General features: G+C 53.5%; 11 protein-coding genes. 7 read left to right on the top strand and 4 right to left on the bottom strand.

What is annotated here, in order from left to right; translation table 11 throughout:
• Window positions 1-98: 98 nt before the first annotated feature.
• Window positions 99-2,240, top strand: coding sequence for a hypothetical protein (locus AC3WQH_RS03060; protein WP_005832780.1), 2,142 nt, complete (start codon window positions 99-101; stop codon window positions 2,238-2,240).
• 26 nt (window positions 2,241-2,266) lie between these two features.
• Here AC3WQH_RS03060 and AC3WQH_RS03065 read toward each other — a convergent pair whose 3' ends face one another.
• Together AC3WQH_RS03065 and AC3WQH_RS03070 are read right to left on the bottom strand one after the other, a co-directional pair.
• Entirely contained in the window at window positions 2,267-4,303 is a 2,037-nt protein-coding gene (locus AC3WQH_RS03065; RefSeq protein WP_492331900.1) for a dihydroorotate dehydrogenase, read from the bottom strand.
• Window positions 4,304-4,433: 130 nt separating this feature from the next.
• Window positions 4,434-5,906: an aminotransferase class I/II-fold pyridoxal phosphate-dependent enzyme gene (locus AC3WQH_RS03070; protein ID WP_005832775.1), complete on the bottom strand. Its 1,473-nt coding sequence runs from the start codon at window positions 5,904-5,906 to the stop codon at window positions 4,434-4,436.
• A 163-nt stretch (window positions 5,907-6,069) separates the two neighbouring features.
• Between AC3WQH_RS03070 and AC3WQH_RS03075 the strand changes: the two genes are divergently transcribed.
• Window positions 6,070-7,032 carry an NAD(P)H-dependent flavin oxidoreductase gene (locus AC3WQH_RS03075; RefSeq protein ID WP_005832773.1) on the top strand — a complete coding sequence of 321 codons (963 nt, stop codon included), beginning with the start codon at window positions 6,070-6,072 and terminating at the stop codon, window positions 7,030-7,032.
• A gap of 148 nt (window positions 7,033-7,180) precedes the next feature.
• Here AC3WQH_RS03075 and AC3WQH_RS03080 read toward each other — a convergent pair whose 3' ends face one another.
• Entirely contained in the window at window positions 7,181-7,807 is a 627-nt protein-coding gene (locus AC3WQH_RS03080; RefSeq protein WP_005832771.1) for a YktB family protein, read from the bottom strand.
• 224 nt (window positions 7,808-8,031) lie between these two features.
• Here AC3WQH_RS03080 and AC3WQH_RS03085 point away from each other — a divergent pair, with 224 nt between their 5' ends.
• The 4 genes from AC3WQH_RS03085 (at window position 8,032) to speD (ending at window position 10,946) form a co-directional block, all read left to right on the top strand.
• On the top strand, window positions 8,032-8,631 hold the full coding sequence (locus tag AC3WQH_RS03085) for a YkzI domain-containing protein (protein WP_492331901.1): 600 nt from the start codon (window positions 8,032-8,034) through the stop codon (window positions 8,629-8,631).
• Between the two features lie 223 nt (window positions 8,632-8,854).
• Window positions 8,855-9,361 (top strand): DUF4446 family protein, encoded by a 507-nt coding sequence (locus AC3WQH_RS03090; RefSeq protein ID WP_005832768.1) that lies wholly within the window; start codon window positions 8,855-8,857, stop codon window positions 9,359-9,361.
• Between the two features lie 347 nt (window positions 9,362-9,708).
• The gene (locus AC3WQH_RS03095) at window positions 9,709-10,305 is read left to right on the top strand and encodes a hypothetical protein (protein WP_005832766.1); all 597 of its coding nucleotides are present in this window, start codon (window positions 9,709-9,711) and stop codon (window positions 10,303-10,305) included.
• A gap of 236 nt (window positions 10,306-10,541) precedes the next feature.
• Window positions 10,542-10,946, top strand: coding sequence for an adenosylmethionine decarboxylase (speD, locus tag AC3WQH_RS03100; RefSeq protein WP_005832764.1), 405 nt, complete (start codon window positions 10,542-10,544; stop codon window positions 10,944-10,946).
• 77 nt (window positions 10,947-11,023) lie between these two features.
• On the opposite strand, the gene AC3WQH_RS03105 is transcribed toward speD, so the two are convergent.
• Complete coding sequence (locus tag AC3WQH_RS03105; RefSeq protein ID WP_005832762.1) at window positions 11,024-11,638, bottom strand: YhcN/YlaJ family sporulation lipoprotein; 615 nt, start codon at window positions 11,636-11,638, stop codon at window positions 11,024-11,026.
• A gap of 137 nt (window positions 11,639-11,775) precedes the next feature.
• Here AC3WQH_RS03105 and typA point away from each other — a divergent pair, with 137 nt between their 5' ends.
• The gene (gene typA, locus AC3WQH_RS03110) at window positions 11,776-13,617 is read left to right on the top strand and encodes a translational GTPase TypA (RefSeq protein WP_005832760.1); all 1,842 of its coding nucleotides are present in this window, start codon (window positions 11,776-11,778) and stop codon (window positions 13,615-13,617) included.
• Window positions 13,618-13,690: the final 73 nt, after the last annotated feature.

Below are 13,690 nucleotides of genomic sequence, written 5' to 3' on the forward strand. Positions count from 1 at the left end.
GCAGGCCTTTCTACAAAGGCCTGTTTTTTTTGACAACCTTTTCATCTTGGAGGATAATGGAGAAGTGTGAAAATCGTTGCAAAAGGAGGAATTGTTTCATGAAACGTAAGCCCATGCAGGGTTTGCTGGCCGCCGCATTGCTGGTCACCTCCCTGTGGACCGGGACTCCAGCGTTTGCGAACAGTATCGGACAGGAAATCAAAATAGACGTAAGTCAGCCGGAAGTTTCCAAAGACGGCTTTGACATTTCCAAGGAATATGCGATCTGGAAGATTGCGGGGGAACAAAAGCTCACCTTGTACAATTTGAGCAAGCAGGCCGAGACGAAGATCGGCGACAAAAACTCCGACAAGAAAAACCCGCGGGTCGACGGAAAATACGCGGTCTGGATCGACTCTCGCCACGGCGGAGCAGACGTGTATTTGTACGACATTGCCAAAGACGAGGAAATTCGCTTGACCAGCGGAAAAGCCGCTGCAGCCGATCTGGAGATCTCGGGGAAAAAGGTCGTTTGGTCCGATAAAAGCGATGCGGGAACAGACATTTACATGTACGACATCGCGACAGGCGACACAACGCGCGTTTCCACGAGCGGCAAAGCCAGCGATCCGACCGTCAGCGACAGCTACGTAGCGTGGGAAGACTCCCGCGATGGCAACCCGGACATCTACTACTACGACATCGACAAGCAAAAGGAAGAATTGGCAGCAGGGGGCAAGGCACACCAGATTGAGCCGAGCCTTTTCAGTGACAAAATCGCCTACGTAAACGGACAGCAGGTTTACGTGTACACCATCGGCACGGGAAGAAACAAGCAGTTGACGGATACTTCGACCTCCAAGTCGGGCGTACATATTTACAAAGACACGATCGTCTACCTGGACGATGACGATCTGGCATATCGGGACGCGAGCAAATCTTCCGGCAAAGAAATCGCGAGCAGCGTGTTCGAGTCGGTGCGTCCGCGCATTTTTGAAGATTACGTCATGTACGCAAAGAGAGACAACGACAAAAAGCTGCGCCTCCACATTTATGATCTGGACGAAAGAGCTGACATCGGGCTGGGCGCAACTTCCGGGGAGCCGAGCCAACCGGATGGCTCTGACCGTTACGTAGTGTACGTGACAGAGTCGAAAAAGGCAAACTCCGTCGTCCTGTTCGATACGGAAAAAGGGACGAGCAAGGTCATCAGCAAAAGCAGCGCAGACCCGATTCGTCCGGTTGTGAGCGGCAAGTACGTAGTCTGGTACGATCAGCGGGAAGATGCACTCGTCGCGTACGATATTCGCAAAGGCACGGAAAAGCAGATTACGAACGAAGATGACGACCAGCAGCCGAGTGAAAAACTGTATGAGGTCGACGGCAGCAAGCTGTTGTGGGTCAATGTGGATCGCCGCGCCGACCTTATCATCACCGACCTGGCAACGGGCAAGGAAGAAGAAATTGCCAGCCTGAGAACCGAGCCGTTAAGTGTAGATATTTACGGCAATTACGCTGCCTGGGTGGAAGAAACAGGCTCGAAAAAGGCAGACATTTACTTGTACGACATCGAGGAAAGAGACGAGACGGTAATCCGCAAAAACGTGGAAGTACAATCCGCGCAAATCGGAGACGATTTTGTGGTCTGGAGCGAAAATAGCGGAGGCGCGAAAAACGGTTGGGATTTGTACTACTACAGAATCGATCGTCAACGGACAGAACTGCTGATCCGCTACTCTGAACGCGACCAAAAAAATCCGCAAGCTTCCCGCAATATGATTCTTTTTGAAGATAACCGCTTGTCTTCCAAAGAAAAAGATTTTTATTATGAGCTGTACGATGTAGAAGACCGCTCTTACAGCGATGTGGAGTGGGACGACAATGCTGAGATTTCCAGCCCAAGAATCGGCGGCAATCGCATCGTCTGGATCGACGAGCGCGATGGCAAACCTGTCGTCTACACGATGGCATTTGCAAGCCCACGGGATGACGATGCCGTAGAGGAGCCAGGTACAGATCCAAAACCGGACCCTGAGCCGGGCGATTACAGAGAGTACAAATTGGTTGACTTGATGCTCGACGGCACGCTGGCGGAGAAAATGAACAGTACCGATTTTACCAAAATTGTGTTTGTCTTCTTCCAAGGGACAGAGGATGAAATAACAATGCCGCTGATAGAGGCTTTCAACGATAGCAAACGTATGGTTGATTTGTTTAACCAAGCTGGCCTCACCACGATCGACATTCGATTCTATAAGTAAACGAGAACAGGCGATTAGGCACAGTCCTAATCGCCTGTTTTTACTGTTCCCGTCAAATAAGGCTTCGCCAACACCAGCCCAGCCAAAAAGAACAAGACCGCTACGTAGGCAGGAAGCAAATGCACAAAATCGACGTACCCGACCGCGAAGTGAATCCCGATGCCAGCAGCGAAGCCGGGGATGCCCGCGAGAAACAGCGTCCACCATACCCACGCTTCTCCGCGGCGAAAGCCCCAGAGGCTGATGAGCAGCACGGCGAGGCCGTCGGAGACGAGAGCGCCGCCGAAGCCGGCCCGGTCGTGGGCGATCAGCGGAATCAGCCGTTCGTTAAACGCTTGCAGCATCTCGGCGGACACGCAGAGAAAGACCAGATCGGACGGGACGAAGACGCCAGTGATCCCGATCAAGGAAATAATCAGCCCAGCTCCGGTCAAAGCAAAGCCGATGACGACAAACAAAAGCTGTCCCCACAAAGCCATTTTCCACGTGCGGTCGTTGTGCCGCTCGGGAGGGAGCGCAGGCAAGTGTCTTTTCGCTGGTGTGCGCAAAGCAAGCAGAAACATGGGCAGCAGAAGGAGCGCGAGTACGGCATGCATGTAGTCAAAATAGCCGTAGCCAATAAACAGAAAAAAACTGGAAAATCCGACGGCTCCGGAGGCGAGCAGCACAGCGCGCGTCCAGTGAATGTCGTGGCGCAAGCCGTGAAAGGAAAGCTGCGCGTAAATGATTCCGATCGAGATCATCGTTCCCGCCAGGCTGATCCGGTCATGCGACATAAAGGAAAGCAACTGGGGGCTGATCTGTGACAATTGCTCCGCAGACATTTGCAAAAAACGCTCGTCGTACGGGAGGATGACAGTGGATACAGCGACCAGCCAGGCCAATGCTCCGCCGACGATCATCCCGAGCCCGAGCAGAAGCCCCCACACCCAGGCGGGTAACCAGCGGATGGCACGTGCCTGTCTCGCTGCAGGAGCAAGAGGCAGTTGTGCCGCTGCGACTTCCGCTGCTGCTTCCGTGCGCTCGCTCTTATTCGCTGGCTCGACAGCCTGACGCGCAGCGCCGGACTGCAAAATCGCTTCATTGATTCGTTTGGGCAAGCCCGGACCGGCGTACACAAGGCCGCTGTGCAGTTGCACAAAGTCGGCGCCAGCTTCCAAAAAGGCCAAAGCGTCAGCAGGCTCGATGATGCCGCCGGAGCCGATCAGCAGGCAGTCTGGCCAAGTTTGCCTCGTCAGCGCAACCGATCGCAAGGCGGCTTCGCGGGATGGCTTGCCTGTCTGGTACAGGGGCGCTGGCGAGTCGCTTGAATCGTGTGGAGCGCTTTTCACGCCACCCGCAACCATGATCCCATCCAGTCCTGCGTTACGGGCGATTTGCAGCAGCGAAAGCCACTCTTTTTCCGCTATTCCGGGCGGGAGCGCGAACAGGAGCGGGCGCTCGGTCGCCTGCCGCAGACAGGTCAAATGCTCCTGCCACTGGGCAGCGCTCCACGGCTCATGTCTTTGGCTGGCGCGGTAGTCCAGCGAAAAAAACGAGCAGTACGGCTGCAGGCGCAAAATCAGTTGCTCTCTTTCAGCGGTCGCTTCCTTTAGTGCAGCGCCTGGGCGAAAACCCAATCTGGCGCCGAGCGGAATCGCTACAGAGGGGGAGCGGCGCAAGCAGTTTTCGAGAGCGGCGACCCCGGGATTTTCGAACGGGGCGCTGTATGTAACGGAGAGATTCGTCGTCTTGCGCAAAGTAATACCTGGATCAGACAGCGGCGCAAGCGTAACCGGCCCCAGCTCGATGTAGCCAAAGCCAAAGCGGGATAGCGCTCCAAGCGCTTTTGCTGCGGGATCAAGCCCTGCTCCCAGGCCGACTGGAGTCGGAAAACGCAAACCCCTGACCGTTTTGGACAAAGCGGCAGGCGGCTGCATGTGCCCCATCAGCTCGATAACGGAAGTGCCACCGGGCAGCTTCGCCAATGTGCCGATGGCAGCGAGCGTGAAGCTGCGTGCGCGCTTTGGCGGCATGAGAAAAAGCAGCGGTTTAAACAACGTCTGGTACGACCAGTCTGGCATTCGCATCATCACCTTCCTGATTTTTCCCATTTCTATCTTAGCTCAAAAGGTTCAGGCAATACATGCCCAAATCATGAAAGAAGCCGTTGCCTTCGAAATAGAGGCAACGGCTTTGCGCGCAATGAGGGGTTTACCCCGAAATCGCGGTTTGTCTTTTGATGACTTTGATCGTTTTTAACGACTCATCCTCTGGACCTTGGACGGGCAGTCCGACGCGGATGTTTTCCTGGATGTACGCGATGTTCTCCTCAGTGATGACCTCGCCTGGCAGGAAAATCGGAATCCCTGGCGGATACACCATGATGAACTCCGTAGTGACGCGGCCTGCGGCTTCCACGAGCGGGATGGTTTCCGTCTCTGCATAAAAAGCATCGCGCGGCGTCGTGGACAGCACCGGAATGTTCGGCAAGGAAATGGTCGGCTTTTCTTCTGCCTGCACGTGGGCAAACTCCACGGACAGCTCGCGCAGCGCGTTGACGAGCGCGTGAAGGGATTCTTCGGTGTCCCCTGCCGTGACAAAACAGAGAATGTTGTACAGGTCGCTCATTTCCACTTCGATGTTGTACTTGTCGCGCAGCCAGTTTTCCACTTCCCAGCCGGTAATGCCCAGATCGCGTACGTGGATCAAAAGCTTGGTTGGGTCCATGGCAAAAGTCGCCGGCTTTCCGAGTATTTCTTTGCCTACGCAGTAAATGCGCGGGATGTCGTTGATGAGGTCGCGGGCCTTGTTCGCCAGCTTCATCGCCTGGTCGGCCAGCATCTTGCCGTTGAGCGCCAGATGTTGGCGGGCCATATCGAGCGAAGCCAGGAAAATGTAAGAGGTCGACGTCGTCGTGAGCATGCTCAGCACCGTTTTGACGCGATCTACATCTACGAGGCCCTCGCGCACGTTCAGGATGGATGTCTGGGTCAGCGAGCCGCCCAGCTTGTGTACGCTCGTCGCTGCCATGTCAGCTCCGGCCTGCATGGCGGAAATCGGCAAGTCCTCATGGAAGTGAATGTGCACGCCATGCGCCTCGTCCACCAGGACCGGAATTTCGTAATTGTGCGCGGTTCGCACGATCTCGCGCAAGTCTCCGGCAATGCCGAAGTAAGTAGGGTTGATGACGAGCAGAGCCGCAGCGTCAGGGTGGGCTTCCAATGCTTTTTGCACGGATTTCACTGTAATCCCGTGGGAGATGCCCAGACGCTCGTCCATCGCCGGATGAATGAAAATCGGTACCGCTCCGGCGAAAATAATCGCCGACATGACAGATTTATGCACGTTTCTCGGCACGATGATTTTGTCGCCAGGGCTGCACGTCGCCATAATCATCGCCATAATCGCGCCGCTTGTTCCTTGGACGGAGAAAAATGTATGGTCAGCGCCGAACGCTTCGGCTGCCAATTCCTGCGCTTCTTTAATCATCGCCTTCGGATGGTGCAAGTCATCCAGTGGCGCAATGTTAATGAGGTCTATCGAGAGAGCATTCTCCCCGATGAACTCGCGAAATGCCGGATGCATGCCCATACCTTTCTTATGGCCCGGAATGTGAAATTGAATCGGGTTCCGGTTGGCGTGCTCCAACAACCCGCTGAACAAAGGAGTTTTCATTTGTCTCACTACGATCGCCTCACTTTACGAATCAAGAATAAAGGGGAAAAACAAACAAATTGAGTATAGCAAAATAGGGGGGGAAAGCAAGCGAATTTTTATTCATATTCGCGTGTGGCAGCAGGAGTTTTCCCCGCTTGCCGAGAAGCTTAACAAAAACGGGGGGATGGAGATGAAAACAAAAGTAACCGAGCTGTTGCAAATCAAATATCCGGTGGTGCAGGGCGGATTGGCCTATCTAGCATACGCAGAACTGGCCGCTGCTGTGTCAAACGCAGGCGGACTCGGACAAGTCACGGCGATGTCGCTTTCGTCGGCAGAAGCGCTGCGCGAAGAAATTCGCAAGGTGCGCGAGCTGACAGACAAGCCGTTTGGCGTCAATTTCGCGATTGGGCAATACAATCGGCCGTATGAAGAAGCATTGGAGGTCGCCATCGAAGAGAAAGTAGCCGCCATCTCTGTGACCGGAGGCAATCCTGAGCCGCTCCTGCGCCGACTCGACGGCCATCCGATCAAAAAGCTGGTGCTGGTCGCGTCCGTGCGGCAAGCGCAAAAAGCGGAGGCGATCGGGGCAGACGCCGTCATGGCTGTCGGCCAGGAAGGCGGAGGCCATCTGGGCCGGGACGACATCGGGACGTTTGTGCTCATTCCGCGCGTTGTGGACTCCGTCCGCATTCCGGTGCTGGCCAGCGGCGGGATTGGCGATGGACGCGGAATCCTCGCTGCGCTCGCGCTCGGCGCGGAAGGCGTGGAGATGGGCACCCGGTTCATCGCGACCAAGGAGTGCGTCCACGCCCACGAAGCGTACAAGGAAGCTTTGCTGAAAGGAACCGAACAAGATACGGCTGTCATCAAAAGAACGCTGGGAGCGCCGGCGAGGGTTGTGCGCACGCCAGGCTCTGACCGCATTTTGCAAATGGAAAAAGAAGGCGCCGGCTATGAAGAGCTGAAAAGCTTCATCAGCGGCGAAAATAATCGCACCTTCATCTACGAAGGCGACCGTGAGCACGGCTTTGGCTGGGCAGGCCAGGTCATCGGCCTGATTTCGGACATCCCTTCCGTTCAGGAACTGTTCGAGCGGATGTTCCGGGAGGCGGAAAGCGGCGTTCAGCGGCTGAATGCCATTCGCGGCTAAAAGAGAGGCGCTTCCTTTTCCTCTAGGATGCCCCGCACGGTGACGGTATGCCAAAAAACAAAAGAACAGGCAAGCGCTTTTCAAAAGAAAGCGGACCTGTTCTTTTGCATATATCTTTAGCAAATGCCAGGGAGGCGATTAGGAAAGCTTAACGACCGATTGTGTACAGCTTGCTGAGAACGGCAAACGTGTTTTCGAGTTGTCCCAAAAGCGCCTGCGGATCAGCAAGCACCGGATCGTGACGATCAATGGTCAAGCCGCAGAGCAGCTCCGCTTTTTTCACTTGCGCCAGCCTGTCCACCAGCTTTTTCACACCGGCTTTGCCCAGCTCCGCCTGGGAAGTGCTGTCGGGCGCGGTGTGATCGGGCGACCAGTGGAAATAATCGGGCACCAGCGTCATGATTTCGTCGAGATGCTCGCTGAATGATTGACTGATCTGGGCCTTGGCCGGAGCTTCGTAAATGACGGCATACCAGACGAACAGATGCGTTTGCCACAGGCCGATTTGAAAATGCGGATGCTTTTTGTACCCGCGTTTGTCATTGGCCCAGGCGACCCACGTATCTGCTGGCGGGTTTACGGTGCGGCGGGCATGCTTGGCTACGTGGTAAAACATCTCATCGCCGGTTGCGGCCGACAAAATGGGCGCAAAATGGTGGCCAAGCGCTTCAAGCTTGGGGCGAATCACGGTCTTGATTGCGTCCATCCGCTGGTCGAGTCCATCAACGGCAAAAACGTCAAAATCTTCTTGGCGAAAGCCGGAAAACGCAGTCATGGAACAAACACCTCATTTATCATGATCGAACGCCACGTATAAAGAAAAGGGCGAACGTCCTTGTCAAGGGAGCTTGGAATCCTCCATATGATATCATACCACGCAGGAAAAAAATACTTGCCGGGATATGAATAGCAAAACCGAAGCGTGAATAATATGATATACCACTCACTCCCTTACAGCCGAAACGAAATCTGAGTATTCTGTCAACGGGAGGAGCCAGGATGAATCTCGGCATGGAGCTGGAGTATGACAATCTGGCGGTTTGGTTTGATCGCAAGACATTGCACGCGATGGTGCAGGCCCTGGTGGAAGCGGGGGTGAGCGTCACGTGGAAGGAATCTCCCGAGCAGTTTCACCTCCTCGTGAACACCATGGACGGCCTTTCCGACTGGACCATGCAGCGATTAAACGGGTCTTACAAGCTGCAAGTGGCAGGCGTTCCTGTACATGACTCGCGGGTGGCGCTGGTATTGTACCACTTCGTGGAACGAGCAAAGGGGCACGCCATCATCAAGGTCAGGTTGGATGACTGCATCTTGATGAAGCACGTCCAGTACGGAGAAGTCGTCAGAATAGTGGAAATAAAAGGAGCTGAGAAAAAAATGATCTACGAAAAATTCTGCAATGTGACGATGGACCAAGTGATTGCCGCTTTGAAACGGCGTGACTCAGAGGAGCGTATTCCGGTTTTGCGTCTGGAGCTCGATTATGAACTGGCGACGTTGTTTGACGCGATAAAGGCAGAAGATCAGGCCCAAATCAAAAAATCTATGGAAGTATTAAAACAGCTTCGTCGAGAAATGCTGCTTTTGGAAGCGTAGGTAGACTGGAGGATAACCATAGGACGATGAGCTTGACACATAGGCATACGGAATGAAAAAGCGACATCTCACAAAATGAGGGTGTCGCTTTTTTTGGTTGCGCAAATTTTCGCATTTCCCGGTTTGCCAAAGTCTTTATTTGAACGGGCGGCGAAGCGGAGGTACAATAGAGAAGGCTTTGACTGCTTATTGCAACGCATGTACCAGAAAGGAAGAAAATGTTTTGGAACCATTCCTATCCCAAATACCCAATGTCGCGATTTTGCTTCTGGCGATCATCGCGCTGACGCTGATTTTGCTCCTCGTCGTCATCCTGCAATCGGTTCGCATCAGCCGCATGCGCAAGTCGATCAACAGGCTGATGACAGGTACCGGAGGAGCCAACCTGGAGGAAGGCTTGCACAGGCTGCTGGATCAGGTAGATGAAGTCAAAAAACTGCAAGGCGATCAGCAGTTTACGCTCAATCGTCTATCACAGCGTATAGCAGCCCAGTGTGGCAGGGTAGCCATCATTCGCTACAACGCCTTCGGGGATGTCGGCAGCGATCTGAGCTTTTCCTTGGCGATTTTAGATGACGCCGAAAACGGTGTGGTGATTACCAGTATTTTCGGGCGGGAAGAGTCGCGCGTGTACGCCAAGCCGATTGAAGCGGGAGCATCCGCCTACCACTTGTCCGAAGAAGAACAGGCTGCCATCAAAAAGGCAATGACGGCAAATTCCGGCCTCTGACTCGCGGCGAATTCTTTTGAAACCGCAAGCATATGAATGAATCAGGGAGATCATTGCGTCTCTCTGCGTCATATTGCGGATATTCGGTATTTTTGCGTAAATTCATCTACTTTTTCATCAAGACTTTTGAGGGCTTCTGTTGTATAATAAAGGTGTCAAGGATGGCTTTTTTTCGGAAAAACAAAAAGTAGGTGATCCGCCTTCATTACCCAAATCGACTTTCGATTCGCGGGGCAAGGCCAGGTTCTACAGCGTTCCTTCGTTGACACTTAGCGTATCTCCTCTACATTTGGACACAGTTTGGTCGTAACTGGCCCACGGAAACCAAAAGAATTGAGGAGATATTTATGGCACAGCGTTTAGCAACCAACTACGCCAAGGCCTATTTTACGGTGAATGAAGAGGAGTTGAACCAATTCGTCTCGCTCTTCACCAATGAACACATTTCAGTCGATGTCAAAGTATGCGACAACGGCGACCGCGACGTAATCTTGTCTGACCATAACGGCGAAATTCAACTGAGCTTTTGCCGTGTCGGCAATCGCTACTCTTGCGACAGCTCCTATCTCATTCGGGATCGGCAGTTGGCGAATGCGATGAGAAAAGCGATGAAAACGTTTCGGGGCTATGGAATCGTCCACAGAATTTACGAAGGCTTCACGATGGTGTACCACTACGATCAAGGATCGGTGGTCAGCATCCAGGAGCTGTCGGGGGACGAGGAGACGTCCATCTTTGAAGATACCTCTCTGAACATTGCCAACGAGCTGGAAGCGTTGTTCCAGCAAGAGGGCAGCGAAAGGGAGATTGAGTCCTTGCGTCAGGAAACGGACCGCTGGCTGGATTTGCGTAATTGGGCAAAGGGAGCTGCTCCGGAGAAACTTCCAGCAATCGATACGCGTTTAGTGATGTTGTCGCAGCGTCTGTTTGAACTAGAAGTATAAAAAACGTAAGACAAAACGGGTGCCGAGTGGTGCCCGTTTTTTTCATGGACTTTCTCGAAAAAGGGTATTGTCAAAGTAGGCAAATACATGGTATTGTTGTTTTCGTTGGAAACAGGATTAGGAACCAGGATTCACTTCAAAGGGTGGATAACAAGAGGGAAACCGCCCCCGTTAGTGAATGACGCAGGTCCTAGCGATGTTTAACATTACACTTGCTAGGAAGGGGGAACCGAAAGATGGAATACTCGACTTTCGGAAGACACGTTGCTGTTGACACATGGGGAGTTCAGTTTGACTTGTTGAACGACGCAGAATTTTTGAAAAAGGAAATGATTGAAGCTGCTGAGGCATGCGGAGCTACGGTGCTGAGCGTGCAAGCGAAGCAGTTCTCTCCTCAGGGTGCTACCGTGCTGGTTCTTCTCTCGGAAAGCCACCTGTCCATTCATACTTATCCTGAGCGCGGTTTTGCCGCTCTGGATTGCTACACTTGTGGCGAGACAGTCGATCCGCAAGTTGCCATCGACTACTTGGTATCCGTGCTGAAGCCGGAGAAAACCTACGCGAAGAAACTCGTTCGCGGAACAGGTGAACTGCAAGTGGTTGAGCCAGAAATCAAAGTGGCTGAAGTTGTGAGTAAGTAACAAAACGGAAGAGTATTCAAGAGGTGCGGGAGACATGTCCGCACCTCTTTTACGTGAGAGCATGCGCTGTCTATCCATCACCGCAACGGCTGCTGGATCGTCGTGCGCATGTCGTGCAGAAGTCTGGTAAATTCGGTCGAGGTGTTCGTTATTTTTTGTTCTACCGAGGTGCCCTCGTGCAAAACCTGGTTGCTGCGGTTCGTCGCTTCCTCGTAAATTTGCGCGTTGATCGCACGCACGCGGTCAAAGACGGCTTGGTCGGACGAGACTTGCATTTGCAAGGTAGGCGACACAGCCCGACAAGCAGAGTGGACTTGCTGCTCGATCACTTTTGCCTGCGGCTCGCCAAGGTTGTCGCGCACGCGAATGCCGATCACGGCGTCCTGGCCGCTTACGACGACAGTAGCGCGATCGACGCCCGGGACATCATCAGCCGCTTTTGTAAGCTGCTCTGCCAGGTCTTGATTGAAGCCGTTTGAGGTGTACCCTTTGAGGTAGTTCTGGGCGTTGATTCCTTGCGTATAGGCGTTAAAATCGTGTCCGATGCTTGAGCGAGTCATCGGTGTCGCTGGATGCGAACTGCTTTGCGTCTGTGCGCCCGTGTCAGGCCCTGCGTTGGAAGACGCGCACCCGACAAGCGTTGCTGCGATCAAGAACAAACCTGTGAAATAGCTTGGCTCGTTTTTCCTCATGGCAGACCACCTCCTGTCTTTAGTATGTCGATTGTGGCGCATGCTAATCAGGAAGTGTTTCCGAGTAAAAAAATGCCCATTGTGCCGTGTTTCGCGACCTGTTAATATGGAAGGTATGCATAACAGAGGAGGTTCACATGAAGCGTCTTGACATACGCAACATTGCCATTATTGCCCACGTTGACCATGGAAAAACAACGTTGGTCGACAAGCTTTTGATCCAATCGGGCACATTCCGCAGCAACCAGCAGGTAGAGGAGAGAATGATGGACTCCAACGACCTGGAGCGGGAACGCGGGATTACGATCCTGGCGAAAACAACGTCCGTGAAATACAAAGAGTTCACCATCAACATTTTGGATACGCCAGGCCACGCCGACTTCGGTGGCGAGGTAGAGCGGATCATGAGCATGGTGGACGGCGTCCTTTTGATTGTTGACGCATTTGAAGGCTGTATGCCACAAACCCGTTTCGTATTGAAAAAAGCGCTCGAAGCAAAAGTTACCCCGATCGTTGTCGTGAACAAGGTAGACCGCGACAATGCACGTCCTCAAGAAGTCATCAACGAAGTGTACGACCTGTTTATCGATCTCGATGCGACGGAAGATCAACTGGAATTCCCGATCGTCTATGCTTCCGGCCTGCAAGGTATCGCCGGAATGGAGCCGGATAAACTGGAAGGCGACCTTCGTCCACTTTTCGACACCATTGTTGAGCACATGCCCGCACCTGATGCCGATGAAAACGCACCACTCCAAATGCAAGTAACCATGCTGGATTATAACGACTTTTTGGGTCGTATCGGGATTGGCCGCATTTATCGCGGAACCATGAATGTAAATGAAATGGTATCGGTCACCACGCGCAACGGCGAAGTGAAAAAAGCGCGGATTCAAAAGCTGTTCGGCTTCTCCGGCTTGCAGCGCGTGGAACAAAAAACGGCGAGAGCAGGGGACATCGTCGCGATCGCAGGGATTGACGATATCAACGTAGGCGAAACCGTTTGCCACGTCGACCACCCGGATGCGCTGCCTCTGTTGAAAATCGACGAGCCGACATTGCAAATGACGTTTTTGGTGAACAACAGCCCGTTTGCAGGCCGCGAAGGGAAACACGTTACTTCCCGCAAGCTGCGCGATCGCCTGATGGCCGAGCTGGAGACAGATGTATCTCTTCGTGTGGAAGAAACAGATTCTCCAGATGCGTTCATTGTATCTGGACGCGGGGAATTGCATCTGTCCATCCTTGTGGAAAACATGCGCCGCGAAGGCTTCGAGCTGGGCGTGTCCAAGCCGGAAGTCATCGTGCGAATGATCGACGGACAAAAAATGGAGCCGGCTGAGTTTCTCGTGATCGACGTGCCGGAAGAATACACCGGGGCTGTCATGGAGACGCTGGGCCAACGCAAGGCCGAGATGGTCAACATGGTCAACAACGGCTTCGGCCAGGTGCGTCTGGAGTTCATCATTCCGTCCCGCGGACTGATCGGCTACCGCACGGAGTTTTTGACGATCACACGCGGCTACGGCATCCTCAACCACTCCTTTGACAGCTATCGTCCGCTTGTCCAGGGCGCTGTGGGTGGACGTCACGCAGGCGTGCTCATTTCCCACGAGACCGGAACCGCAACCACGTACGGCCTGATGTCTGTCGAGGATCGCGGCATCATGTTCATCACGCCGGGTACGGAAGTCTATGAAGGCATGATCGTGGGCGAACACAACCGCGACAACGACTTGACCGTCAACGTGTGCAAAGAGAAGCACGCGACCAACGTCCGCTCCGCAACGAAGGACGAGACGGTGAAAATGAAGACCCCTCGCCTGCTGACGCTGGAAGAGGCTCTGGAGTATTTGAACGACGACGAGCTGTGCGAAGTTACGCCACAATCCGTCCGTTTGCGCAAAAAGTATTTGAACAAATCGGATCGCGAGCGCTACGAAAAGCAAAAGCGCTGGGAAGCACAACCGCAAGCGTAAGCTCGCGGCGCAATCGCGGTACAATAAAAGCCGCTTTGTCCCCGATGATGGGCAAAGCGGCTTTTGGTTTGGC

It is taken from the genome of Brevibacillus sp. FW301-21C12A, from assembly GCF_058788915.1.

Excerpts from the sequence above, each read along its gene's own strand:
- AC3WQH_RS03060 (WP_005832780.1), top strand. The coding sequence starts at position 99 with ATGAAACGTAAGCCCATGCAGGGTTTGCTGGCCGCCGCATTGCTGGTC.
- AC3WQH_RS03065 (WP_492331900.1), bottom strand. The coding sequence starts at position 4,303 with ATGCCAGACTGGTCGTACCAGACGTTGTTTAAACCGCTGCTTTTTCTC.
- AC3WQH_RS03075 (WP_005832773.1), top strand. The coding sequence starts at position 6,070 with ATGAAAACAAAAGTAACCGAGCTGTTGCAAATCAAATATCCGGTGGTG.
- AC3WQH_RS03080 (WP_005832771.1), bottom strand. The coding sequence starts at position 7,807 with ATGACTGCGTTTTCCGGCTTTCGCCAAGAAGATTTTGACGTTTTTGCC.
- AC3WQH_RS03085 (WP_492331901.1), top strand. The coding sequence starts at position 8,032 with ATGAATCTCGGCATGGAGCTGGAGTATGACAATCTGGCGGTTTGGTTT.
- AC3WQH_RS03095 (WP_005832766.1), top strand. The coding sequence starts at position 9,709 with ATGGCACAGCGTTTAGCAACCAACTACGCCAAGGCCTATTTTACGGTG.
- speD (WP_005832764.1), top strand. The coding sequence starts at position 10,542 with ATGGAATACTCGACTTTCGGAAGACACGTTGCTGTTGACACATGGGGA.
- AC3WQH_RS03105 (WP_005832762.1), bottom strand. The coding sequence starts at position 11,638 with ATGAGGAAAAACGAGCCAAGCTATTTCACAGGTTTGTTCTTGATCGCA.
- typA (WP_005832760.1), top strand. The coding sequence starts at position 11,776 with ATGAAGCGTCTTGACATACGCAACATTGCCATTATTGCCCACGTTGAC.